Here is a 23,713-nt window from a genome sequence, read left to right as displayed (position 1 = left end):
CATGGCCGCACTACCCGAAATCAAGGAACAATACAGCAGCCACATCCCGGCCCTGAAGACTCTGCTGGCCCTAGGCTGGGACTATCTTTCCCCAACAGACTGTTTAAACAAGCGTGGCGACAACCGTTCGGTGGTGCTGAAAGATGAGCTGATCGAGAGTCTGAAAAAACGCTGCTTCGAGTATAAGGGTGAAACCTATCCCCTCTCCCCTAACGCCATCGAGCAGATCGTGCGCGAATTGGTCTCCCCCGGCTTGAATGAAGGCCTGCTAAGCGCCAGCCAGCGACTCTACGATAAGCTTTGTTTGGGCGTAACGGTGACCGAATTCATCGACGGCAAGAAACACGCTCCCACCATTCCGATCATCGACTGGGACGACTTGGCTAACAACAGCCTGCTGGTCACTGAGGAGATGACGGTGCTCAGCACATCGGGGACCCATACCCGCCGACCCGATATCGTCGCCTTCGTCAATGGCCTGCCCCTGGTGGTGATCGAGGCCAAGCGGCCCGATGGGGGCAATCCCAATAAACGCATGACAGAAGAGGGGATCAGCCAGACCCTTCGCAATCAGAGGGGCGATGAGATCCCCCATCTTTTCGTCTATGCTCAGTTGTTGCTGGCGATCAGTGGTACCGATGGCCGCTATGGCGCTACCGGGACTATCAAGAAGTTCTGGGCGTGCTGGCAGGACGAGGAGTTTTCTGAAGACCATTTCCATAAGATCAAGAATCGGCCGCTGAAACCAGAAACAGTTACTGCTCTGTTTGCCGATAAACCCGAAAAGCTGCGTCGATATTTTGCACAGCTCTGGGCCGGTGAGGAGCTGCCGAACGAACAGGACCGGCTGCTGATCAGTCTGTTAACCCCATCGCGCCTGTTGGAGTTCGTGCGCTATTTCATGCTTTACGATCGTAAAGTGGGCAAGATCGCCGCCCGCTATCCCCAGGCTTTCGGCATCAAGGCGCTGATCAAACGTGTCAATCAGCGCGCCCCCGGCGGCGGCCGCGAGGGGGGTGTGCTCTGGCACACCACAGGTTCCGGTAAGTCGTTCACCATGGTGTTGCTCTGCAAGGCGCTGCTACTGCATCCCTCGCTGAAGGATTGCCGTATTGTGGTGGTGACCGACCGGGTCGACCTGGAAAAGCAGCTGGCCAATACCTTTCTCTCCGGTGGTGCTTTTGGCTCCATCATTGCGGCTAAGAAGGAGGGTGAAAAGGCCAAGGCCCGTTCCGGCAAGGATCTGGCCAAGCGCATCGGCCAGGGCAGTGAGCGGATCATCTTCGCCATCATCAACAAGTTCAATAATGCCTCCAAACAGCCGGAGTGCTACAACCCTTCGGATAAGCTGATCGTGTTGATCGACGAGGGCCATCGCAGCCAGGGCGGGGAAAACCATGAGCGGATGCGCAAGTCTCTGCCCAATGCGGCCTATATCGCTTTTACCGGCACCCCTCTATTAAAGAACGACAAGACAACCAACAAATTCGGCCCCATCCTGCATGCCTACACCATGCAGCGGGCGGTGGAGGATGGCACAGTAACGCCTCTGCTCTATGAGGAGCGTCAGCCGGAGCTGACGGTGAATGATAAGGCCATCGACAACTGGTTCGATAAGATTACCGTCGGGCTGACTGATGAGCAGAAAACCGATCTGAAGAAGAAATACGCCCGTAAGGGGGAGATCTACAAGTCGAGTAACCGCATCGAGCTGATCGCCTGGGACATCGCGCTCCATTTTAACGAGAACATCAAGAAGCTGGGCCTGGGGCTGAAGGGGCAGATCGCCTGCGACAGCAAAAGTTCGGCGATTCGCTACAAGCAGTGCCTGGATGCCACTGAGCTGGTGAGCAGTGCGGTGGTGATCTCGCCGCCGGACAGCCGCGAAGGCAACGAGGCGGTGGACGAGTCTAAGATCCCACTCGTACAGAAATGGTGGAAAGCACATGTCGGTCATGATGCAGAGGGTTATGAGCGAGCGGTATTAACGGATTTCGGCGAAGTGGGCGATCCGGATCTGTTGATCGTGGTGGACAAGTTGCTGACCGGTTTCGACGAGCCTCGCAACACCGTGTTGTATATCGACAAGCCGCTGAAGGAGCACAACCTGATCCAAGCCATTGCTCGGGTCAACCGGCTGCATGAGGAGAAGCAGTACGGTCTGCTGATCGATTACCGGGGTATTCTGGAGGAGCTGGATAGCGCCATTGAAAAGTTTCAGGATCTGGCCAGTCGCACCCAGGGGGGCTACGACATTGACGATATCGACGGCCTCTACCATCAGATGAGCGCCGAGTATAAACAGTTGCCCCGTTTGCATGACCGGCTCTGGTCGATCTTTGCCAGGGTGAAGAATCGTCGTGACCTGGAGCAGTTCCGTCAGGTGTTGATCCCTGACTATCAGGAAGACAGCGACGGCAATAGCTATGACGCTCGGCAAAAGGTGCGTGATGATTTCTATGCGGCTTTGACGGAATTTGGTCTGTGTCTGAAGCTGGCGCTCTCCTCCCGTTCGTTCTTCGAAGACGCCAGCTTCAGCGAGGCGACCATCCAGACCTACAAAGATGATCTGCGCTTCTTTTCCAGCCTGCGCAAGACCGCCCGCCAGGACGCTCAGGAGACGGTGGACTACAGCAGCTACGAAGCGCAGATCCGGCGTCTGGTAGATAAACAGGTTGTGGGCAACGAGGTCAAGGAGCCAAAAGGGGTCTATGTGGTCAGTGAACTCGGGCAGGAAGAGCCGGAAAGCTGGTCCGAGGAGAAGACCCGCAATGAGACCGATCTGATCCGCACCCGGATCAAAAAGACCATTGAGCAGGAGCTGGCGGGGGACCCCTATGCGCAGCAGGTTTTTTCTGAATTACTCAAGCAGGCCATAGCTGAAGCCGAAGCGCTGTTTGATCACCCATTGAAGCAGTATGCCCTGTTTAAATCCTTTGAAAAGAAGGTTGAGGCAAAAGATGTGGAGGGTATCCCCGGGGCGCTGGACGGTAATCCTCACGCCAAGGCCTATTATGGCGTTATGCGCCTGGTGTTGGGAGCGGAGCATTTCAGCGATGACGACCCGGTGAAAATCCAGCCTTTTGTGGATGAGGCCCTTGCCATTGATCAGATGGTTGATAAGGCGGTCGCCGAACACTCTTTGAACCCCCAGAGTATCGAAGCGGAGATCCGCAAAGGCCTGTTACCGAGGTTGTTCAAGCTGTTTGGCATGGAGAAGGCGAAAACCATCATCGAAGAGGTGATTCAGATTACCCGTGTGGGTCTGAATCACAGAGCGTAGTCGTGGTCGAGCAGTGCTTGCAGTATGGGGATCTCAACATCCCTTACCAGGTGTTCTTCGTTCCTGGGAGAGAGGGTAAGATTGCCATTCATGTCCATCCTGACGGTTCTGTTCAGGTCGATGCGCCGGCTCAGGCGTCACTGGCAGAAATCAAGCAGGCCGTCGGTAAACGAAGTCGATGGCTCTCCACTCACCTCGATCGCATCAAAGCGCAGAAGTATCATGTATTGCCTCGGGAATATGTCAGTGGAGAAAGCCACTTCTATCTTGGCAGGCGCTATCTCCTTAAAGTTCGGGTAGATGAGCTTGATGAGTCTTCTGTCAAGTTGCGATGCGGACAGCTTCAAGTTACAGCCAACAAACATGACAGGGAGCTGGTCAAATCGCTTTTATGGCAGTGGTACAGGGCTCATGCCAGGACCCAGTTCGATCGGCGGCTGGGTTTGCTTTGGCAAAATTTAAGTTGGGTAAAAACCAAACCGACATGGAAGCTTCTGACCATGAAAAAGCAGTGGGGAAGTTGTTCGCCGAATGGGGTGCTCTCTTTGAATCCCCACCTCGTAAAAGCCCCTTCTGAGTGTATCGATTACGTTCTGCTACACGAATTGTGCCATTTGAAATCGCATAATCACAGCCCGGCATTTTACCGTCAGTTGCGACAAGCGATGCCAACCTGGGAGTCTGTAAAGGCCAGGCTGGATGGGATGGCGGAGCTACTACTCAATGAATGATCTACGCCTGCAGCGGCTATCGGTTCTGCAGCTCGCGGGCCTCCGACTCGGAGAGATAACGCCAGGGCCTGGGAATCAAGCCAGGCACCCTCTGTCGGTACTCCTGGTAGATCTTCCCATGAAAAGTAACCAGCTTCTGTTCCTCCAATCTGGAGCCCAGCCACAGATAGAGGGTGATTGCGATTGCCGAGACCAGTCGGGCCGGATCCATATCCTGGGTCCAGACAAGCAGCAACCCGAGGCTATACCAGGGGTGGCGCACATAGCGATGCATGGGTGATATGTGCAGCTGTTCCTGATCGGCCGTTTGCTGCTGTCGTCGGGCCAGCTGGCTGAATCCCAGGAACTCCTGCCCATCGTAAAACCGCAGTGACCAGACAAATCCCAGGCAGGCCAGCAGCATCAATGCATAGGCCAGCAGGGACCAGGCTCCCTGCCACATCCATAGCGGTTCACTGCGCAGCATCCAGAGCATGATCAGTGGCGGGATCAGCAGAACGGTTGCCAGCAGATTGAAAAGAATCCGGTACCAGGGGGTTAACCAGGGAAAGCGGTTGGCCAGCCACTGCTTGACGGTCAGCGAAGCCAGAGCCGAGTGAATCAGAAAGTAACCAAGCCACAGCAGAGCCAGCAGGATCAGGTCGGTGGTTTGGTTCATCGGTGTCGATTGGATTCCTGTTGAGAGGCCATGTGATATGACAAATTTAGCCTATGACTCGGCAGAGGAGAATCCCTGCCGAAGTGGAAGGTGATTGTGTGAGGAGATGTTACATAAACAACGCCGGGTCGAAACCCGGCGTTGGAAGGGATCAGCCGACGAATTTGCCCTGCTGCAGCAGTTGCGCCTCCATCAGTTCCAAATCCCTGGAACCGGAGACCACCACAGTTGGATCCGGTACAAAATCCAGCTCGGGGTTCAGGCGCTCGTAGGGCACTGAATTGAGTATCACCCGCATGGCATTGAGCCGCGCTGAGTGTTTGTCGTTTGAGCGAATCGTCGTCCAGGGTGCATGAGTGGTGTTGGTGCGTTTCAACATCTCATACTTCTGTTTGGTGAAATCGTCCCACCGGTCCTGAGCCTGAACGTCGATCTCCGACAGTTTCCATTGCCGCAATGGGTCGTTTTTACGCCGTTCGAATCGTCTGGCCTGCTCCTCTTTGGTAACCGAGAAGTAGAGTTTCACCAGAATGGTGCCCTGACGAACCAGATCCTTTTCAAAACCTGGGCAACCGATCATGAAATTCTCGTACTCTTCATCCGTGCAAAATCCAAAGATGGGTTCAACCACGGCCCGGTTGTACCAGCTGCGGTCAAACAGCACCACTTCGCCACCACGCGGGCATTGGGTGACATATTTCTGAAAGAACCACTGGGTCTTCTGTTCGTCGGTGGGCTTGCCGAGGGCAACCACCCGGTAGTGCTTCTCGTTCATGTAGCGGGTGACACGACGAATGGTGCCGCCTTTACCGGCTGCGTCCCGCCCTTCGAAGAGAATGATCATACGGGTGCGGGTCTTCTCCAGATACTGCTGCATCTTGATCAGTTCAGCCTGGTAAGGTTTCAGCTCCTCTTCCCGCTTGTATCGCTTGACCGCCTTTTTCTCCTGCTTTTGTTCCTCTTCGGCGTCCACCTTCAGCTTGTGATACTCCGTCAGCAGCTCATCAAGCCTTACTGGTTGCTCATCAACGAGGATAGTGTCCGGGTTACTGATTGTGTCGTTCATATGCCCCCTCTCTACGTCGTTTAAAAAATTAGTAATATCTTATGCTTTTTCGGCACAAGATGTTGGTGTTTTTTTAATCATTACCATGATTTTCAAAAGCGATAGGCGGATTCGATCTGAGCACGGGTCAGGATGCCTTGAATCCGCCAATAGTGTGCCTCATCAAACCATTCGATATAGAGTGCTTCCGCACTGCTGTTGTCCAGTATTTCCAGCGCCTCCTGCAGGGTGGACTGCATGCGGATGGGAGACATCTGGTAGCGGGTTGCCGGAATTTTCAGCAGATCAATCTCTTCATCGTCCTGCAGTTCCAGGTTGCGTAAAAGTTCTACGCTGGGCATCAATGCCAACTCTTCGTCAGGGCCATTGATCAGCACCCACTCCGGTTTCTGGTTAAGCGCCATCTTGGCCGCATCCCGGCTCATGCTTGCGTCGAGCTGAACAAAACTGCGGTTCATGAATTTAGCCGCTCCGGTACGTCGCAGGGACTGCATCACCGGATCGGTATGATAGTTCAAACCTGTGGCCTCCAGCAGGGTGTGAAACATGGAGGATTTACCGAACACCTCGCTGCTGACCAGGCTGGCCACCACGATCGCCAGCATCCCGGGCATGATGATTTCCGGATTGTGGGTCAGTTCAATCACTGTGGTCAGGGCGGCCAGCGGGGCTTGCAGTGCGGCGCCCATGACTGCAGCCATGCCGATCAAGGCATAGACGCCAGGGTCGGATACCGGCCCTTCGAGCAGCAGAGAAGGTAGCGGGGCAAACAGCCCGCCGAGTGCTGCACCAATGAACAGGGCAGGGCCGATGGTGCCGCCAGGGATGCCCAACCCGATACTCGCTGCGGTGGCGATCAGTTTTGCCACCACCAGCAGCGCCAGCAGAGTCAAGCCGATCTCACCCAGCAAGATCTGATTCACCGTATCATAGCCAATGCCCATCACCTGGGGTGCGACCAGCGCACAAAGACCGACCAGAACTCCGGCGCTCAGGTTACGCAGCCAGATACTCATTTTCTGGCTCTTGTCGGAGATGAATTCGATCAGTTGAACATAGGCCGCCGAGACTGTACCGGCGGCCAGTCCCAGCATCAGGATGAAGGCCAATTCATGCAGCGAGCCAAGTTGGATGATCTCCAGGTCGAATACCCGCTCTCCCTCGAACATCATCAGAGAGAGACTGTTGGCGCTGACGGCAGCCAGCATAATGGGTATGAAACTGATCAGGGTGTACTCCATCATCACCACTTCCAGGGCAAAGATCACCCCGGCCAGCGGGGTGTCGAAAGAGGCAGAGATGCCGGCGGCCGTGCCGCAACCAACCAGGATACGAATGCTGTTGTTGGGCAGGGAGAGGTATTGGCCAAGCAGCGAACCGCTGGCGGCGCCAAGGAAGACATGGGGCCCCTCCCGGCCCACTGAGTGGCCGGTAATGATGGCGATGGCGGCACCGAAAAACTGCAACAGCAACCCGCGCAGGGAGAGGTGTCCCTGGTGGTAGATCAGGCGTTCCATGACCCGCGGGATGCCCAGCACATGGAGTCCTTTGGAAAAGCGCACGAACATCAGCCCCAGCAGCAGTCCGCCGACCACCGGCAGGGCGAACTGAATCAGCGGCGGCAGGGCTTCATAGTTCTCCGCCTGACCACCAGGCAGCATGGATGCCTGTATAGACTCCACAAGCAGGCGAAACAGCACGATTACCATACCGGCAAGAAAACCGCACAGCAGCCCCATTACCGACAGGATCAGCAGCGCGTCGTGACGGGAGAGCTGCAGTCGCAGCCGGTCGAGCCGATTAACTATCCCATCGAGTAGCACGTTGTGGAAACCTATAGCGTAGAATGGACTGCGAAACAGGATAAGATACTGGAGCAGTAATAAAATGTCAGCAAATCAAATGGTTCTTGATCGGCCTGAAGCTTATGTCACCGGACAGGAACTGGACCTCATGGAGCAGCTCCTGCGGTTCGATGGGATGCGGGGAATCGAGCTGGGGTGCGGCTCTGCCTGGCTGACAAAAAACCTGGCCCGGCGCTATCCCAATGCCCGTTTCATCGCCACCGAAGTGGACACTATTCAGCATCGCAAGAACCTGCAGGAGTCGATTGAAAATCTTGAGTTCCGGCTTGAGGGGGCGCAGCAGATCAGTGAGCCGGATGAGAGTCTGGATGCGGTCTGGATGCTGAAATCTCTCCATCATGTGCCCACCGATCTGATGGCGCAGGCGATGGAAGAGATCGCACGGGTGCTCAAGCCCGGTGGTTATGCCTACTTCTCTGAGCCGGTCTACTGTGGCGAATTCAATGCCCTGATGAGCCTCATCCATGATGAAAAACAGGTGCGGCAAGCGGCATTTGCAGCCATCTGCAGTCTGGCGGAGCGTGATGATATGGCTCTGCAGCAACAGCTGTTTCTCAATGTGCCTGGCTGTTACGAGAGTTGGGAAGTGTTTGAATCCCGTTTCCTCAAGGTGACTCATACCAAGCTGGATCTGGATGAGCGAAGATACCAGCAGATCAGGAAGGCCTTTAGTGAGCACCTGGGAGAGGACGGAGCCCATTTTCTCAAACCCCATCGAATCGACCTGCTGAGAAAGCAGCCAGGGTAGTCCTGTCGAACTGAAGTGGGCGTCTTGTCTATTAGTTAATCGGCAAATACTGTAAAAAGATCATTGCATAGCAGCGGGAACCCTGCTCTAATGAGAATCATTAACATTTGATGACTAAACACGCTCTGCAGGACAAGTGGCTTTGAAATCTACCCTCTCAGACGATCTGGTGAAGCTGTCTGATCTACCAGTCAGCAGCCGAGCCACAATCAAACGGGTAGTGGGTGGGCGGCTTTTGGTCCACCGGCTGCTCAGTCTTGGTCTGCGGGCGGGTTCGGAAATCGAATTGCTGCAACGTCGTGGGAGCGGTGTGGTTGTGGCTTGTCAGGGCAATCGAGTGGCTTTGGGCGCCGGTGTGGCGGAGAAGCTGCTGCTCAGCCCGGTCGACAAATCGGTTTAATCCAAGGATCCAGTAACGCGAAATGGCCTGCCACGACCCCGAATCATCCAGCAGTAGACCCAATTCGGGAATCCTGACCATTGCCCTGGCCGGTAATCCCAATTGTGGTAAAACCGCCCTGTTCAATATCCTCACCGGAATCCGCCAACGTACGGGTAACTGGCCTGGGGTCACGGTTGATCGCAAGGAGGGTCAGTTCACCATCGACAGTGACGAGGTGAATGCAGTCGATCTTCCCGGTATCTATTCCCTGGATGCCTCCTCCCAGGATGAGAAGGTTACCCGTGACTATCTGCTCTCCGGAGAGGCAGATCTGATCGTCAATGTGGTGGATGCCTCCAACCTGGAGCGAAATCTCTACTTCACCGTGCAGATGCTGGAGATGGGGGTACCCCTGATCCTGGCATTGAACATGATGGATGTGGCGCGTAAGCGCGGTCTTGAGATCGATATTCAGCGTCTCAGTGAGGAGCTTGGCTGCCAGGTGATACCCATTGTGGCGGTCAGTGGTGAGGGGGTCACCAAGCTCAAAGGCACGATTCAGGATCTGGCCGCTGAGCGGGTCAAAGGTGGTTTTCCGTTGGCCCAGGATGAGATGGTTGAGCAGGCGATCACCGATCTGGAGAGCGGCTTGCAACTGCCGGAGAGTCGATACCACTCGCAACGTCGCTGGCTGCTGCTGAAGATGCTGGAGGGGGATGAGTTCGCCCTCAACTATGCCGATGATCTGTTGCGTGAACGGATCAGGCATTGGGGCAAAATGATCGAGGACAGGGTGGACGAGGAACTCGATATCCACATTGCGGACTCCCGCTTCAGCCATGCCCATGCGATTGCCCAGATTGCAACCCGCAACCATGGCCGGCTGGAAAAGACAGTCAGTGACCGGATCGACAAATTGGTGCTCAGTCGTCTCTTCGGCATTCCGGTTTTCCTCGCCGTGATGTATCTGATGTTCATGTTCGCCATCAACATCGGCGGGGCCTTCATCGACTTTTTCGATGGGGTTGCCGGGGCGCTGTTTGTCGATGGTTTCGGCCATCTGCTCAACAGCTGGGGATTGCCCGACTGGCTGGTGGTGCTGCTGGCGGATGGTGCTGGCGGCGGTATACAGGTGGTGGCCACATTCATTCCGATCATCACTGCGCTCTATCTGTTTCTCTCGGTGGTGGAGGATTCCGGTTACATGGCCCGTGCCGCCTTTGTCATGGACCGCTTCATGCGCTCCATCGGACTCCCCGGCAAGGCCTTCGTACCGATGATCGTCGGCTTCGGCTGTAACGTGCCGGCGGTGATGGCGACCCGTACCCTGGAGAGTGACCGGGAGCGCAAACTGACCATCCTGATGAACCCGTTCATGTCCTGTGGCGCCCGCCTACCGGTGTATGTGCTGTTCGCCGCGGCCTTCTTTCCAGAGAGCGGCCAGAACCTGGTCTTCGGTCTCTATCTGATCGGCATCATAGTGGCCATATTGACCGGACTGATCATGAAGAAGACCCTGCTCTCCGGTGAGAGCTCAGGTTTCATGATGGAGCTGCCCCACTACCACATGCCGACCCTGCGCGGGGTGATGCTGCGAACCTGGGACCGGGTGAAGCTGTTCATCAAAGAGGCAGGCCAGGTGATTGTCTTGATGGTGCTGGTGATCAATACCCTCAATTCGATCGGTACAGATGGCAGCTTCGGCAATGAGGATACGGAACATTCCGTTCTCAGTGCGGTGAGCAAGGTGGTAACCCCGGTGCTCTCACCGATGGGGATCTCCGAGGATAACTGGCCGGCGACGGTTGGGGTGTTTACCGGGATACTGGCCAAGGAGACCGTGGTGGGAACCCTGGATGCACTCTATACGAATCTGGCCAATGATGAGGCGGGTATCACACCGCAACACGATGCGTTCGACTTCTGGCAAGCCATCCGTGAGGCAGCAGCCAGCGTACCGGAGAATCTGCTGGGCGTGAAGGACTTGGTCACCGATCCTCTGGCAATGGATGTGGGGGATATCTCCAATCAGCAAGCGGCGGCTGAAGCGCAGCAGATCAATGTGGGGGTCTTCGGCGCCATGGCCGCCCGTTTCGATGGCCAGGCCGGGGCCTTTGCCTATCTGCTGTTCATCCTGCTCTATTCACCCTGCGTGGCGACCATCGGTGCGATCCGCCGGGAAGCCGGGCCGAGATGGGCCGCCTTCGTCGTCGCCTGGTCGACAGGTGTAGCCTACATCAGCGCCAGCCTCTTCTATCAGTTCTCCACCTACGACAGTCACCCGGATAGCGGTTTTTTCTGGGTCATTGTTCTACTCGGTATGCTTGTGGCTACCATTGTCGGGTTGAGATTCTGGTCGTTGCGTGACCAGAGCAACAGCGGGGTGGAAGCCTGATGCTGTCAGCGATCCGCGACTATCTTCAACAGCGAGGCGAGGCGTCACTGGCCGATATCTCCCGGCATCTGGATGCGGATGCGGATGCGGTACGGGGCATGCTCGAACAGTGGGAGCGAAAAGGAAGGGTGGAGCGGCGTAAGCTGAAGGCGGAGTGTGGTAGCAGCTGTAACCGTTGCGATCCCTCGTCAATGGAGCTCTATGTGTGGCGAGGTGGAAAGCGTTCCTCCTGAACGTGGAATAATCCAACATCCAGCCTAGCGCGATTTGCGTTTATTCGCAGATTATCAAGTCTTACTCTTTCAGCTTGATCACCAGACTGGTAATTCCATTTTGCTTGGCCAGTTTACGGGCGCTGTTGAGTTGCGACTGTGACCGGTAGGGACCACTGCGTACCCGGTGGTAGGTATCCCGGTTGTTGATGCTCACCCGCTGAATCTCGGCTTCGATACCGATCAGGGCCAGTCTGGCCTTGAGACGGTCAGCATCCTGGTGTTTGCGGAACGAACCCATCTGCAGGATATAGCCCCCATTGCTGCGCTCACGGCTCGCCTCGCGATTCTCGCTTGAGCTGGGTCTGCGCGGTGTGGCTGTTGGTTCGGGAGTGACGATCTCCTCATCCGGAATCACCACCTCCATTTCCGGCAGGATGGTATAGAACTCGAAATTCGGTTTTGGGGCCGTCTGTTGCGGTTCCCGGCTCTGTTGTGGTTTGGTGGCAATGCCGGGGATTTCGTGACTTCTGAGCTGCTGACCCAACTGCAGCCAGGCCAATCCAGCCAGAAACAGCCCGGCCACCAGGCCGCCAAAAAAGAACAGCCCATGACTGCAACTGGTGGGGCGCTTTTTCTTGCTCCCCGCTCGGTGTTTGTAGTCCGCCACAGCTGTTACATCTTCTCAGGTGCGGAGACACCCAGCAGACCAAGGCCGTTTCGAATCACCTGGCGGGTCGCCAGGATCAGCTGCAGACGGGCATCGCGCAGTTTGGCATCTTCCACCAGGAACTTGTGGGCGTTGTAATAGGTATGGAAGTCGGTGGCCAGGTCGCGCAGGTAGTGGGTCAACTGGTGAGGCTCTTCATTCAGAGCGGAGAGTTCCAACGCTTCCGGATATTTTGCCAGGTTGGTTAGCAGCGCCTCTTCCTGGGATTCGACCAGGCAGGCGTAATCGATCGCATTGGCGTCGCTGGCAATGGTGATCTGCTGCTCGGCGGCCTGCTGCAGTACACTGCAGATACGGGCATGGGCATACTGCATGTAGTAGACCGGATTGTCGTTGGACTGGGATTTGGCCAGATCCAGGTCGAAATCCATATGCTGCTCACATTTGCGCATCACATAGAAAAAGCGCGCCGCATCGGCGCCTACCTCTTTGCGCAGCTCCCTCAGGGTGACGAACTCACCGGAGCGGGTCGACATCTGCATCTTCTCACCGCCACGGTAGAGAATGGCGAACTGCACCAGCAGTACATCGAGTTTGTCCGCATCCTCCCCCAGTGCCTGTAGCGCCGCCTTGACCCTCGGCACATAGCCGTGGTGGTCGGCGCCCCAGACATCGATGACCCGTTCGAAACCGCGCTGCAGTTTGTCCAGGTGGTAGGCGATATCCGAAGCGAAGTAGGTGGTCTGGCCATTGTCCCGAACCACAACCCGATCTTTTTCGTCACCGAAATCGGTCGAGCGGAACCAGAGTGCGCCCCCTTTTTCATACAGGTGTCCGCTGCCGCGCAGGCGCTCGATCACCTGGTTCACCGCACCGGATTCCATCAGACTGCGTTCGGAGTACCACTCCTCATAGTTGACCCCGAACAGAGAGAGGTCGTCGCGAATATCGTCGAGTATGGTGTTCAGGCCCAGCTCAAAAACGAACCGGTAGCGGTTGTCTCCCAGCAGCTTTTTCGCCTGCTGGATCAGGCCGTCGATATGGGCCTCCTTGTCACCGCCATCGGGCTCATCAGCGGGTACTCCCTCAAACAGGGTCTCCGCCGCGACTTTGTAATCCTCGCCGTGATCCCGGTGCAGGGTGGCGGCGATATCCCACACATAGTCCCCTTTGTAGCCGTTGGCGGGAAAGGTCAGGCTCTCGTCACACAGCTCCAGGTAGCGCAGCCAGACCGAGGTGGCGAGGATATCCATCTGCCGCCCAGCATCGTTGACGTAATACTCCCGGTGTACCTCATAGCCCACCGCTTCGAGCAGGTCGGCGACCACCGATCCATAGGCCGCCCCACGGCCATGCCCCACATGCAGGGGACCGGTGGGGTTGGCTGAAACATATTCGACCTGAACCTTCTTGCCCGCCCCCAGGTCGCTCCGCCCATAGCGATCGGCCTGGCTGATGATGGTGGGAATCAGAGTGTGATAAGCCGTTGATGAGAGTGTGAAATTGATAAATCCGGGTCCGGCGATATCGCACTTTTTCACCAACTCGGAGGCGGGTAGGGCATCGATGATCGCCTGCGCCAGCTCCCTGGGATTTTTACCCGCAGGCTTGGCCAGCACCAGTGCCGCATTGGTGGCAAAGTCACCATGCTTACTGTCTCTCGCTCGTTCAATTTTGGGCGCCGTCAGGGAATCGGACGGTATCATGTTCTGGGCGGCGAGTTGCTGCAGCGCCGTGACGACCAATTGCTCGATTTGCTTCTTCATTTCAGATGTCGGATTTACCACTTTCAGAGGCGGGCAAGGATACCAGGAATTGGCCTGTTCGTGGGAGATTCCCGAGAATTTGTTGCATTTCGAGACATTGTCGAAAAAATGACTGAATCCGGCCCTAAGTCCGGGTGAAAGTCGTGGCGACAGGCCCGGTTTGAGCTGAAAAAGGTAATGATTTCAGGTCAGAAAGGCTTCATCCCCTGGTCACATGTTAGTCATATTGGCTGCCTACACTTGGCGCACGAAGAGTCCAAGGAAAAGAAAATGCCAGTCGAGAAACGATACAGTAAGCGCTATCCGATGGATGGCGAGGTCTATATCCGCTACAGGAAACAGCGGTTGATTCCGGCAAAAGCGGTGAACTGCTCCATGCAGGGGATCTACCTGCGCACCGAAAGCCTGACCATGCTGACCGGGGCGCTGGTGGAGTTGGAGCTGTTCCGTGGTGGTCGGCAGTGGTCGATCATGGGGGTGGTTACCCACACCCAGCAGGATGGCGTCGGGGTGATGTTCTGGAAACCCCAGGCAGAGCTCTATGAGTCGGTGATTGCGGAAGTCTCGGATCTCAGAAGAGTTGCCGCGGTGCCTCTGCCCACACCTGTGGATGTGCATCCTTAGTTTTCAGGATTCCAACCCGGTCATAATCACATGGAGTGTCTGATGAAATCCGCCGGTTTGTTGTCATCTCCATGTAACAAACCTCCTGTTTAATATGGTGCTAAATATTGGCAGCTTATGGACACGGAGATGACAATCCCAAGAATACTTGCAGTAGACGACGAACCGGCGGTTGGCGAGATGCTGCGTTTCATCCTGGAGCAGGATGGTTTTCAGGCGGATTTCGCTGAAGATGCGACTCAGGCGATCAGCCTGATCAAGAAGTCCCGCCCCGATCTGATCCTGCTGGATTGGATGCTGCCGGGGATGAGTGGTGTCGAACTGGCCGGTCGTTTGAAAAAAGACCGGGAGACCGAGTCGATACCGATCATCATGCTCACCGCCAAGGGTGAGGAGAACGACAAGGTTACCGGGCTGGATATCGGCGCTGAGGACTATGTCACCAAGCCATTCTCCGCCAGGGAGCTGCTGGCCAGAATCCGCTCCATTCTGCGACGGGTATCGCCCCTGCTGGCCGGGGAGGTGCTGGACTGTGGCGGTCTGCAGCTCGATCCGGTCAGCCATCGGGTCACCTCCGATGAGGAGGTGGTCGAGCTGGGCCCGACCGAGTTCCGCCTGCTGCACTACTTCATGACCCACCGGGAGCGGGTTTTCTCCCGCAGTCAATTGCTCGACCGGGTCTGGGGAACCAACGTCTATATCGAAGAGCGTACTGTCGATGTGCATATCCGGCGTCTGCGCAAGGCGCTGGAACCCTCAGGTAAAGAGACGCTGCTACAGACTGTCCGAGGTGCGGGTTACCGCTTCTCAGACAAGCCCTGAACGTCTCCTTTTCTGGTAAATCAAGGATGTCCCGCCTTTCATTCAGTTGAAACCTACGCCTTTCTGTAGGAATGGTGGTGGATGGCTGTGACGGTAACAAAACTGTCACCTAAATCTCATCCAGTATTCATCTTGCCCGCCTATCCTCTGCTTACCCAATAAAACGTCAAACCCTTTTATTGACAAAATTCTCGTAAGGAGAGAAATATTATGAAGAAGCTGATTTCAGCAGCGGTCGCAGTTTCGCTGACCGGTTTTGTGAGCATGGCCTCAGCCCGCGACTACATCAGCGTAGTCGGTTCCTCGACCGTATACCCATTTGCTACCGTGGTTGCTGAACAGTTCGGCAAAACCACCAAGTTTAAAACTCCGAAGATCGAATCTACCGGTTCCGGTGGTGGTTTGAAGCTCTTCTGCGCCGGTGTCGGTGTCGAGCATCCTGATATCACCAACGCTTCCCGTCGCATTAAAAGCTCGGAAGTTGAACGCTGCGAGGGCAACGGCATCAACGATATCATCGAAGTCAAAGTCGGTTACGACGGTATCGCACTGGCCAACTCCAAGAAAGCGCCTCAGTTCAAAGTAACCCGTAAGGACATCTTCCTGGCTCTGGCCAAACAGGTTCCGGATCCCAAAGATCCCATGAGCGGTAAACTGGTTGCCAACCCTTACAAAACCTGGAAAGAGGTGAACAAGGATCTGCCTGACATGGCGATCGAAGTGCTGGGTCCTCCTCCCACTTCCGGTACCCGCGACGCATTCGCCGAACTGGCCATGGAAGGTGGCTGTAAGAAGATCGATTGGATCAAGGCCATGAAGAAGAAGGACAAGAAAGCCTACAAGGCGCTTTGCCACACTGTTCGTGAAGATGGCAAATACATCGAAGCCGGTGAGAACGACAACCTGATCGTGCAGAAACTGGAAGCCAACAAAGGTGCTCTGGGCGTATTCGGTTACAGCTTCCTGGATCAGAACTCCGATAAGGTTCAGGGTTCCCTGATCGATGGCGTTGCTCCGACTTTCGAACTGATCGCCGATGGCAGTTACCCGGTATCCCGTCCGCTCTACTTCTATGTGAAGAAAGCGCACATGGGCAAAATCCCCGGCATCATCGAATACCTGGCTGAGTTCAGCAGTGATAAGGCCTGGGGTGAAGAGGGCTATCTGGCTGACAAGGGTCTGATCCCAATGCCTACTGAAGAGCGTAAAGCTTTCAGGAGCGACATCGAAGCGATGAAACCTCTGAAGCTCTGAAGCTCTGATGGGCTGAAGCTTTGGCTGCAAGGAGCGGCTACTTGTGAAACGCAAGTAGCCGCTTTTTTCTGGGTAGTAAAAAAGATGCATACATCCACACTGATTATTCTGCTATTGGGCCTGATGTCGCTGGCCTATTACTTCGGGCGCAAACGCTCTCTCAGTCTTGTTGGGGGAAAGGTTCGCGATCTTCATTCACTACCCTCTTACTATGGAATGCAGACCGCCATGTGGTGTGGCATTCCAGCACTGATTCTATTGGCGTTTTGGTTATCCTTCGAAGAGTCGGTGGTCACCGGCATGGTGGTCGAATCGCTTCCGCAAGAGGTTCAGAACCTGCCCCCTGAGCGTCTTGATCTTGTTCTAAACGATGTTCGAAATCTGTCACAAGGTGATATTGTCTCCTCGACAGTTGATCAAACCATGCAGCAGGCGGCAGATCACTACACCAGTCTGATGAGCATCAGCCATATGGCGCTTTTCGTTGTTGCGCTGAGTGTGGCGATACTGGCTGGCCTATGGGCGCAACGCACCATCACGCGTGAACAGAGGGCACGAAACCGGGTTGAAAAAGCGATTAATTTCTTTCTGCTTTCAAGTTCAACCCTGGCGATATTCACGACCGTAGGTATCGTGCTTTCAGTGCTGTTTGAATCTGTCAGGTTCTTTCAGCAAATCCCAGTTACAGAATTTTTGTTCGGTCTGGAGTGGTCGCCGCAGACCGCCATAAGACCTGATCAGGTTGGATCATCCGGCGTGTTCGGCTCTGTGCCTCTGTTCGCGGGCACCATGCTGATCACCCTGATTGCGATGATTGTCGCCGTACCCATCGGCCTGATGTCGGCGATCTACATGGCGGAGTATGCCAGTAAACATTTCCGTACCCTGGCCAAGCCGGTGCTTGAAGTGTTGGCTGGTATTCCCACCGTTGTGTATGGGTTCTTCGCGGCGCTGACCGTGGCTCCGTTCTTCCGGGATCTGGGGACCGACATCGGCTTGACTGTCTCCTCTGAGTCGGCTCTGGCTGCAGGCGTTGTAATGGGTATCATGATCATCCCATTCGTATCCTCTCTTTCCGACGATGTAATCAACGCTGTCCCACAAGCAATGCGTGACGGCTCCTATGGCCTGGGCGCCACCCGTTCCGAAACCATCCGTAATGTCATCATACCGGCCGCACTGCCGGGTATCGTGGGTGGTGTATTGCTGGCAGTTTCCCGTGCCATCGGTGAGACCATGATCGTGGTCATGGCCGCCGGCCTCTCCGCCAACCTTACCGCGAATCCCTTGGAGGCGGTGACAACAGTAACCGTACAGATCGTTACTCTGTTGGTCGGGGATCAGGAATTCGACAGCGCCAAGACTCTGGCCGCCTTCGCCCTGGCGCTGGTGCTCTTTGTCATCACCCTGGCGCTCAACATGATCGCACTGCACATCGTACGTAAGTATCGGGAACAGTATGAATAATCAGCAGCAACAACATAAAAAGACCATGGATCGGGTGCAGAAGGGACTGGATCGCCGTTATCGTCAGGAGAGGCATTTTCAGTGGCTAGGTTTGGGTGCAATCATCCTGGGCCTGGTATTTGTCTCTTTTCTGTTTATCACGATTATCTCTAACGGTTACACCGCGTTTCAGCAGACCTACGTGAAGCTGGATGTGTTTTATGATCCGGAGATGATTGCGCCGATTGGGGAGACCGATCCGGAGGTGCTTTCAAGAGCCAACTATGGTGGATTGATCAAAGCCTCGATGCGGCAGATGTTTCCTGATGTGACCAATCGCCGAGAGAAAAAGGTGCTGTATGGTCTGATCAGTAGCGGCGCCGCTTATGAGATCCGGGATGCGGTGATGAATAACCCGGAACTGATCGGCACCAAACAGGAAGTCTGGGTAGTGGCTGACGATGATTTCGACATGCTGATCAAAGGTCATATCGACCTGCGCTTACCCGAGAGCGATCGCCGCATCAAGGATAATCAACTGGCCTGGATCCATGATTTACAGGAGCAGGACCGGGTAGAGAAAAGGTTCAATACCACCTTTTTCACAGCCGGTGATTCCAGAGAGCCTGAACTGTCTGGTATCAAAGGTGCTGCCTACGGTTCGTTCTTTACCTTGCTGATATGTTTGACCATCGCCTTTCCGGTAGGTGTTGCCGCGGCGGTCTATTTGGAGGAGTTTGCTCCCAAAAACCGCTGGACCGATATCATCGAGGTGAACATTAACAATCTTGCTGCTGTGCCTTCCATCGTGTTCGGTCTATTGGGCCTGGCGGTATTCATCAACTTCTTCGGTCTGCCCAGATCGGTACCCCTGGTTGGTGGTCTGGTATTGGCATTGATGACCTTGCCGACAATCATAATCGCCAGTCGAGCCGCACTTAAGTCGGTACCCCCTTCGATCAGAGAGGCCGCGCTGGGTGTTGGTGCTTCTCCGATGCAGACCATAACTCATCATGTACTGCCATTGGCGCTACCGGGTATGTTGACCGGCACGATCATCGGCATGGCGCAGGCTTTGGGTGAGACCGCACCACTACTGATGATCGGTATGGTGGCGTTTATCGTAGATGTGCCGGGTAGCGTGATGGATCCGTCAGCTGTCCTGCCTGTACAGATCTATCTGTGGGCAGACAGTCCGGAGCGTGCCTTCGTCGAACGTACATCCGCAGCGATTATGATACTGCTGGCCTTTCTCATCAGCATGAATCTGCTGGCGGTCTGGCTGAGAAAGAAATTTGAGCGCCGTTGGTAGACTGGCGTAAGTGAGGAAACTGTGGAACAAGTAATGAATGAGACAAGTGCCGCAACGCCAGGTTTAGCAGAAGAAACCGAAGCGGCTGCGGGCACAGTGCAGAGTACGGATGCCACCGTCGGTGAGATCTATGTTGATGATCCACGTATGACTTGCCGTAACGTCAATGTCTATTATGGTGAAAAACAGGCGATTTTCGATGTCAGTCTGGACATCGGCAAGAACCAGGTGATCTCCATGATTGGCCCCTCCGGTTGTGGTAAATCAACCTTTCTGCGTTGCCTAAATCGGATGAATGATACCATTGATGTCTGCAGGGTGACCGGTCAGATAAAGATGGATGAGCAGGATATCTATGATGGTGGTTTGGATGTGGTTCCACTGCGCGCCAGTGTTGGTATGGTGTTCCAGAAACCCAACCCGTTTCCCAAGTCGATCTACGACAACATCGCCTATGGTCCGAAGATTCATGGTCTGAGTGATAACAAAGAGCACCTGGATTCGATCGTAGAGAGTTCACTGCAGAGAGCCGGTCTCTGGGAAGAGGTCAAGGATCGCCTCGATCAGCCGGGTACCGGTCTCTCCGGTGGTCAGCAGCAGCGGCTCTGCATTGCCCGCGCGATTGCTGTCAGTCCTGAAGTCATTCTGATGGATGAGCCCTGTTCCGCACTCGACCCGATTGCTACGGCAAAAATCGAGGAGTTGATCGATGAGTTGCGCGAGAACTTTACCATTGCGATTGTCACCCACTCCATGCAGCAGGCTGCCCGTGTCAGTCAACGTACCGCCTATTTTCATTTGGGTAAATTGATTGAAGTGGGGGAGACCGATCAGATCTTCACCTCACCAAGACACAAACTGACTGAAGACTACATCACTGGCCGTTTCGGCTAATGCGAGGGTGGATCTGTAATGAATGAAATGACAAGCGGACATATCGTTAAGGCCTATAGCGCAGAGCTTGACCACCTGAACGAGCTGGTGCTGGATATGGGTAACCTGGGGCAGGACCAGCTTCGCCGGGCGGTGCAGACATTAAAGGATGAAGATCCGAAGGCGGCCGGTCAGGTGATCGACCGTGATCGTAAACTGAATGATATCGATATACAGGCGGATGAAGAGATTATCCGCTTGATCGCCAAGCGTCAGCCGATGGCAAAGGATCTGCGAGACATCCTGACCGTTCAGAAGACCATCTCGGATCTGGAACGGGTGGGGGATGAAGCGCGTAAGATTGCCAACCTCACCATCCACTTCTATGACAACGGGAAAAATCCTCCCAGTAAAGAGATTCTGCATGACATCTATGACATGTCGGAGTTTGTCGATGAGATGCTGGGGCTGAGTCTGGTTGCCTTTACCGAGCTTGATCTGGACAAGGCGCTGGAAGTGATCGAGATGGACAAGAAGCTCTACGAGGACTTCAGGGGAAGTCTGCGTCGTCTTTCAACCTTCATCATGGAAGACTCCCGCAACGTAGGCTCTGTTGTGGATATTGTGCTGGCGCTGCGCGCCCTGGAACGGATTGGCGGTCATGCAAAGAATATTGGTGGCTTTGTGATCTTTTTGGTCACTGGTAAGGATGTTCGGCACGAGGACATTCAGGCGATTTCGGCGGAGATTGAAGCCAACCGAGTAGCTGAATAATTGCCATAATAGACCGTACTCCCGTCCTAGGGCCTGTTAACACGTATCCAATACGCCCTAGAATCCCATCCCTCACGGTCTCATTGAGGGATGGGAATCTGATCAACCGAATTCACTTCCTGTCTTGAGAGAGTTTGCTGATCTTCTTCGCGGCAATGTTGACACTTCGGCGCATGAGTTCAAACGAGCGTGTCAATGCGCCAATTTCATCATCTCTTTCTGAGTAAAACGGTTGATTGCTACGCCCAAGGCTGACCTCTTTGGCGATTTCAGTGATCTCCTGTATAGGCTGTATGATCTTGTGCTGCACCACTCGGTTAAGCACCAGTAGAACAATCGCAAAGAGTACGGTGATGGATGCGATAACAATCAGAAATCGTTGCAGGACGGCGGAGTTGAGATCGGCCAAGGGTACGCCCACCAGGCTGGCGCCGATGATCGTACCGGACTGCCATCCATAGCCCGAATTCGAGCCGTATTGATCAACGATCTCCCGCGGTGCTGTTTTCGCAGAGCCATGACAGATCAGGCAGCCATCACTGACCTTGGTTGCCGCCGCAGAGATCAGATACTGACGACCCTGAATGTCACCGGTCATCACGAGGCCGTCATCCGGATTGCCGTAACGCAACATCTCCAGGACTTTCAGCTCAAGCCCTTGTGGGTAGTTGTCCTTGTTGAGTGGATTGTCACTCACCATTCGGATCAGGTAACTGGGCTGCAGTTTTTTAAACTGAGTTGCCAGCTCCTTTGCCATTACCGTGGAGGAGACTACGGGTGGAAAAAAGACCCCCTTGGGTAGAAAGTGGGGTCTGGTCCGCTCCCTGACGATAGAGCGTGCGGAGCGGACCACGTCGACCATGAGCTTGAGTTCCTTGTCAGCTTGAGAATAGAGTTCATCCTTGGTAATAAAATAGATGGTCGGTATGGCGGTCAAAATACTGACCAGATAGATGATAAAAAGCCCTCTATAAAAAGCTGTTGAAACAGATCCTGTTTGTGTTGTTTCCCGGGACGCAAGACTCATTGGACTTCTCAACAGCCTGGTTTGCTCATGCCTGATTTACAGGTGGCCGGAAGCGGCTCAAGCATCACAGTTTTTACCGGACGGTTCTGCAGGGTCCATTGATGCATCGAACCATCAAACAGGCGTGCCTTGTTGTTGCCGACGAGTTCATGTTCGATAAACCAGGGGCCGGCGGCTAGATGACCACTGTTGCAGTAGAAAATGGTCGGTTGGTCGGCTTCGATCTCACTGATCTCCAGGATCGAACGGTAGGCCTCAGGGGAGTAGAATTTGACCGCATCGCGGTCTTTGCGGAACAGTACTTCTGTCGGCAGCATTTTAGCGCCTCTGATATGGCCGAAAGCTGAGACATAGTCCCGTTTGTTGATTCCGTAGAATTGTTCAGTACCTCGGGCATCGACCAGTTGTACATTGGTATCGGCGTTTGAGACGTCATTCGGTGTGGCGATCAGTTCACTGCGGGTTGCAGTGGCCTTCCAGTCGCCTGGTGTGGCGCTTCCCTCAGTGGTAACCACTTCGTGTCCATCGTTGAGCCAGGCGGCCAGTCCGCCATCCAGTACGGAAATATTGTCTTCACCGAAATATTTCAATTGCCAGAATAGCCGCAGTGCTTCGTTTACACGCTTTGGTGTCATGCCGGTGGAAACGATGATAATAGGTTTACCGGCACGCAATCCCGCTGATTGCATGAGTTGTTCAAAATCATCTTTTTCCGGTAGAAGATATTTTACTTTCTGGCCATCAACCTGACGTTCACCGCGAATCGATTTATAGGGCAGCAGAATGGCGTTTTCAATATGTCCGCCAGCCTGTGTCAATACTTCCCGCTGGGCTTTTTCCTGTAGTTCAAACACAGGTTGGGTTGTAAAAGTCGCTTTATTGGAGCGTACATCGATGACTTGAACCTCTTTGAGGTTCTTGGCCAACCATTGGGTATCTACGATTGAGCCGGGCAGTTGAGCAGCGGATGCATTTCCGCTCAGAATGGCGAATGAAAATGTTAGGGACAATAGAATCCTATGAAGCTTCATTGGTTTCTCCTCATTAAATATTATGTAACTAATTTATATAAGTAATCTCAAATACTGCTGATGTATCTAACTCGGTGTGAGATCTTGATTGCGGTTGGTTGCAAGTTGACTGCAGGATCTAATGGTTGGTGTTTCTGATTAAGTCCTTGTACTCCTCTATATGTCCTTTCCGTGTTGTAGGTGTTGGCCATCGATCGTTTTGTTGATCGGGTTCGTGGGATGTGTGCCGAAGCGCTTGTCTGTCTGTGCCAATTACCGCTGAAACGATGGGCCAGGCTGGCCAAATGGATTGGCGGGTGTGACCGGAGACAGTTCATGAATGGTTGGTTCAAGTTGAGTGGCTGCTGGATTGACAGCAGGATAGACTGGGCTTTCCGGGTTTTTGGGCCAGTGAGCTTGTCATGTTTCAGACTGTCTACGGCTGGTAGTGAGTAGAACAGCGTGTTTAGACTGATTGGCGGTTTCAATAACCGGTAACGCCAATACTCCATCGAATCACCAACAAACTGATACGTGTCAGTTCCTTATTAAATGAACCCAAGGTTGCGTGTTGATGTTCAGCGATCCTTCACATCCCTAAAAAAACCAGGGTAATCTAAACCAAATAAAATAACAGAAGCAATAACTATAACTAAATGGTGTTATAAAACTCACCTGTTTAATCCGCTCGCGACAGTGATAGTGAACGCTTATTGGTTCGGGTTAACTGTTTGGAATTGATGGTTATGAGTCGGCTCCATGAAGGAGTTTCGGCTCGTCTTCATGTATCGTAAT

The 23,713-nt window shown here is 54.3% G+C and carries 20 protein-coding genes; 13 read left to right on the top strand and 7 right to left on the bottom strand.

All coding sequences use genetic code 11. The features are described 5' to 3' along the window. Position 1: 1 nt before the first annotated feature. Complete coding sequence (locus AC4IE8_RS09000; RefSeq protein WP_490790834.1) at positions 2-3,283, top strand: type I restriction endonuclease subunit R; 3,282 nt, start codon at positions 2-4, stop codon at positions 3,281-3,283. 2 nt (positions 3,284-3,285) lie between these two features. After that, on the top strand, positions 3,286-4,014 hold the full coding sequence (locus tag AC4IE8_RS08995) for a M48 family metallopeptidase (protein ID WP_490790833.1): 729 nt from the start codon (positions 3,286-3,288) through the stop codon (positions 4,012-4,014). Positions 4,015-4,030: 16 nt separating this feature from the next. Here AC4IE8_RS08995 and AC4IE8_RS08990 read toward each other — a convergent pair whose 3' ends face one another. The 3 genes from AC4IE8_RS08990 to AC4IE8_RS08980 form a co-directional block, all read right to left on the bottom strand. After that, positions 4,031-4,672 carry a methyltransferase family protein gene (locus AC4IE8_RS08990; RefSeq protein WP_490790832.1) on the bottom strand — a complete coding sequence of 214 codons (642 nt, stop codon included), beginning with the start codon at positions 4,670-4,672 and terminating at the stop codon, positions 4,031-4,033. 151 nt (positions 4,673-4,823) lie between these two features. Next, a complete protein-coding gene (gene ppk2, locus AC4IE8_RS08985; RefSeq protein ID WP_490790831.1) occupies positions 4,824-5,738 on the bottom strand; it encodes a polyphosphate kinase 2 in 915 nt (304 codons plus the stop codon). 92 nt (positions 5,739-5,830) lie between these two features. Next, on the bottom strand, positions 5,831-7,561 hold the full coding sequence (locus AC4IE8_RS08980; RefSeq protein WP_490790830.1) for a chloride channel protein: 1,731 nt from the start codon (positions 7,559-7,561) through the stop codon (positions 5,831-5,833). 64 nt (positions 7,562-7,625) lie between these two features. Between AC4IE8_RS08980 and AC4IE8_RS08975 the strand changes: the two genes are divergently transcribed. The 4 genes from AC4IE8_RS08975 to AC4IE8_RS08960 all read left to right on the top strand — a co-directional run bounded on the left by AC4IE8_RS08975 (position 7,626) and on the right by AC4IE8_RS08960 (position 11,361). Continuing rightward, the gene (locus AC4IE8_RS08975) at positions 7,626-8,351 is read left to right on the top strand and encodes a class I SAM-dependent methyltransferase (RefSeq protein ID WP_490790829.1); all 726 of its coding nucleotides are present in this window, start codon (positions 7,626-7,628) and stop codon (positions 8,349-8,351) included. Positions 8,352-8,493: 142 nt separating this feature from the next. Continuing rightward, complete coding sequence (locus AC4IE8_RS08970; RefSeq protein ID WP_068994813.1) at positions 8,494-8,751, top strand: FeoA family protein; 258 nt, start codon at positions 8,494-8,496, stop codon at positions 8,749-8,751. A 22-nt stretch (positions 8,752-8,773) separates the two neighbouring features. Next, the gene (feoB, locus tag AC4IE8_RS08965; RefSeq protein WP_490790828.1) at positions 8,774-11,128 is read left to right on the top strand and encodes a Fe(2+) transporter permease subunit FeoB; all 2,355 of its coding nucleotides are present in this window, start codon (positions 8,774-8,776) and stop codon (positions 11,126-11,128) included. Continuing rightward, positions 11,128-11,361, top strand: coding sequence for a FeoC-like transcriptional regulator (locus AC4IE8_RS08960; protein WP_490790827.1), 234 nt, complete (start codon positions 11,128-11,130; stop codon positions 11,359-11,361). The genes feoB and AC4IE8_RS08960 overlap by 1 nt, the downstream gene beginning before the upstream one ends. A gap of 61 nt (positions 11,362-11,422) precedes the next feature. Here the strand turns inward: AC4IE8_RS08960 and AC4IE8_RS08955 are convergent, their stop codons facing one another. Both AC4IE8_RS08955 and argS read right to left on the bottom strand, forming a co-directional pair. Continuing rightward, on the bottom strand, positions 11,423-12,010 hold the full coding sequence (locus AC4IE8_RS08955; protein WP_068994502.1) for an SPOR domain-containing protein: 588 nt from the start codon (positions 12,008-12,010) through the stop codon (positions 11,423-11,425). Between the two features lie 5 nt (positions 12,011-12,015). Then, positions 12,016-13,776 carry an arginine--tRNA ligase gene (argS, locus tag AC4IE8_RS08950; protein ID WP_490790826.1) on the bottom strand — a complete coding sequence of 587 codons (1,761 nt, stop codon included), beginning with the start codon at positions 13,774-13,776 and terminating at the stop codon, positions 12,016-12,018. Between the two features lie 270 nt (positions 13,777-14,046). On the opposite strand from argS, the gene AC4IE8_RS08945 reads away from it, so the two are divergent. From AC4IE8_RS08945 to phoU, 7 genes are all read left to right on the top strand, one after another. Next, positions 14,047-14,400, top strand: a complete 354-nt coding sequence (locus AC4IE8_RS08945) for a PilZ domain-containing protein (protein ID WP_490790825.1) — start codon at positions 14,047-14,049, stop codon at positions 14,398-14,400. Between the two features lie 129 nt (positions 14,401-14,529). Beyond that, positions 14,530-15,222: a phosphate regulon transcriptional regulator PhoB gene (gene phoB / locus AC4IE8_RS08940; protein WP_068994812.1), complete on the top strand. Its 693-nt coding sequence runs from the start codon at positions 14,530-14,532 to the stop codon at positions 15,220-15,222. 207 nt (positions 15,223-15,429) lie between these two features. Further along, entirely contained in the window at positions 15,430-16,476 is a 1,047-nt protein-coding gene (locus AC4IE8_RS08935) for a PstS family phosphate ABC transporter substrate-binding protein (protein ID WP_490790960.1), read from the top strand. A gap of 84 nt (positions 16,477-16,560) precedes the next feature. Next, positions 16,561-17,943 carry a phosphate ABC transporter permease subunit PstC gene (gene pstC, locus AC4IE8_RS08930; RefSeq protein WP_068994492.1) on the top strand — a complete coding sequence of 461 codons (1,383 nt, stop codon included), beginning with the start codon at positions 16,561-16,563 and terminating at the stop codon, positions 17,941-17,943. After that, positions 17,936-19,234, top strand: coding sequence for a phosphate ABC transporter permease PstA (pstA, locus tag AC4IE8_RS08925; RefSeq protein WP_068994490.1), 1,299 nt, complete (start codon positions 17,936-17,938; stop codon positions 19,232-19,234). The genes pstC and pstA overlap by 8 nt, the downstream gene beginning before the upstream one ends. Before the next feature lie 33 nt (positions 19,235-19,267). Continuing rightward, positions 19,268-20,128: a phosphate ABC transporter ATP-binding protein PstB gene (pstB, locus tag AC4IE8_RS08920; RefSeq protein ID WP_068994488.1), complete on the top strand. Its 861-nt coding sequence runs from the start codon at positions 19,268-19,270 to the stop codon at positions 20,126-20,128. 18 nt (positions 20,129-20,146) lie between these two features. Next, positions 20,147-20,881 carry a phosphate signaling complex protein PhoU gene (gene phoU / locus AC4IE8_RS08915; protein ID WP_071891919.1) on the top strand — a complete coding sequence of 245 codons (735 nt, stop codon included), beginning with the start codon at positions 20,147-20,149 and terminating at the stop codon, positions 20,879-20,881. A gap of 112 nt (positions 20,882-20,993) precedes the next feature. Here phoU and AC4IE8_RS08910 read toward each other — a convergent pair whose 3' ends face one another. Beyond that, entirely contained in the window at positions 20,994-21,908 is a 915-nt protein-coding gene (locus tag AC4IE8_RS08910; RefSeq protein WP_068994486.1) for a Tll0287-like domain-containing protein, read from the bottom strand. An 8-nt stretch (positions 21,909-21,916) separates the two neighbouring features. After that, on the bottom strand, positions 21,917-22,939 hold the full coding sequence (locus tag AC4IE8_RS08905; RefSeq protein ID WP_068994483.1) for a sulfurtransferase: 1,023 nt from the start codon (positions 22,937-22,939) through the stop codon (positions 21,917-21,919). Positions 22,940-23,713: the final 774 nt, after the last annotated feature.

This window comes from Candidatus Thiodiazotropha sp. AKAK2 (assembly GCF_058244685.1).
Note: the sequence above shows the minus strand (reverse complement) of the source record. Positions and strands in the feature narration are given on the sequence as shown.

Excerpts from the sequence above, each read along its gene's own strand:
- AC4IE8_RS09000 (WP_490790834.1), top strand. The coding sequence starts at position 2 with ATGGCCGCACTACCCGAAATCAAGGAACAATACAGCAGCCACATCCCG.
- AC4IE8_RS08990 (WP_490790832.1), bottom strand. The coding sequence starts at position 4,672 with ATGAACCAAACCACCGACCTGATCCTGCTGGCTCTGCTGTGGCTTGGT.
- ppk2 (WP_490790831.1), bottom strand. The coding sequence starts at position 5,738 with ATGAACGACACAATCAGTAACCCGGACACTATCCTCGTTGATGAGCAA.
- AC4IE8_RS08975 (WP_490790829.1), top strand. The coding sequence starts at position 7,626 with ATGTCAGCAAATCAAATGGTTCTTGATCGGCCTGAAGCTTATGTCACC.
- feoB (WP_490790828.1), top strand. The coding sequence starts at position 8,774 with ATGGCCTGCCACGACCCCGAATCATCCAGCAGTAGACCCAATTCGGGA.
- AC4IE8_RS08960 (WP_490790827.1), top strand. The coding sequence starts at position 11,128 with ATGCTGTCAGCGATCCGCGACTATCTTCAACAGCGAGGCGAGGCGTCA.
- argS (WP_490790826.1), bottom strand. The coding sequence starts at position 13,776 with ATGAAGAAGCAAATCGAGCAATTGGTCGTCACGGCGCTGCAGCAACTC.
- AC4IE8_RS08945 (WP_490790825.1), top strand. The coding sequence starts at position 14,047 with ATGCCAGTCGAGAAACGATACAGTAAGCGCTATCCGATGGATGGCGAG.
- phoB (WP_068994812.1), top strand. The coding sequence starts at position 14,530 with ATGACAATCCCAAGAATACTTGCAGTAGACGACGAACCGGCGGTTGGC.
- pstC (WP_068994492.1), top strand. The coding sequence starts at position 16,561 with ATGCATACATCCACACTGATTATTCTGCTATTGGGCCTGATGTCGCTG.
- pstA (WP_068994490.1), top strand. The coding sequence starts at position 17,936 with ATGAATAATCAGCAGCAACAACATAAAAAGACCATGGATCGGGTGCAG.
- pstB (WP_068994488.1), top strand. The coding sequence starts at position 19,268 with ATGAATGAGACAAGTGCCGCAACGCCAGGTTTAGCAGAAGAAACCGAA.
- phoU (WP_071891919.1), top strand. The coding sequence starts at position 20,147 with ATGAATGAAATGACAAGCGGACATATCGTTAAGGCCTATAGCGCAGAG.
- AC4IE8_RS08910 (WP_068994486.1), bottom strand. The coding sequence starts at position 21,908 with ATGAGTCTTGCGTCCCGGGAAACAACACAAACAGGATCTGTTTCAACA.
- AC4IE8_RS08905 (WP_068994483.1), bottom strand. The coding sequence starts at position 22,939 with ATGAAGCTTCATAGGATTCTATTGTCCCTAACATTTTCATTCGCCATT.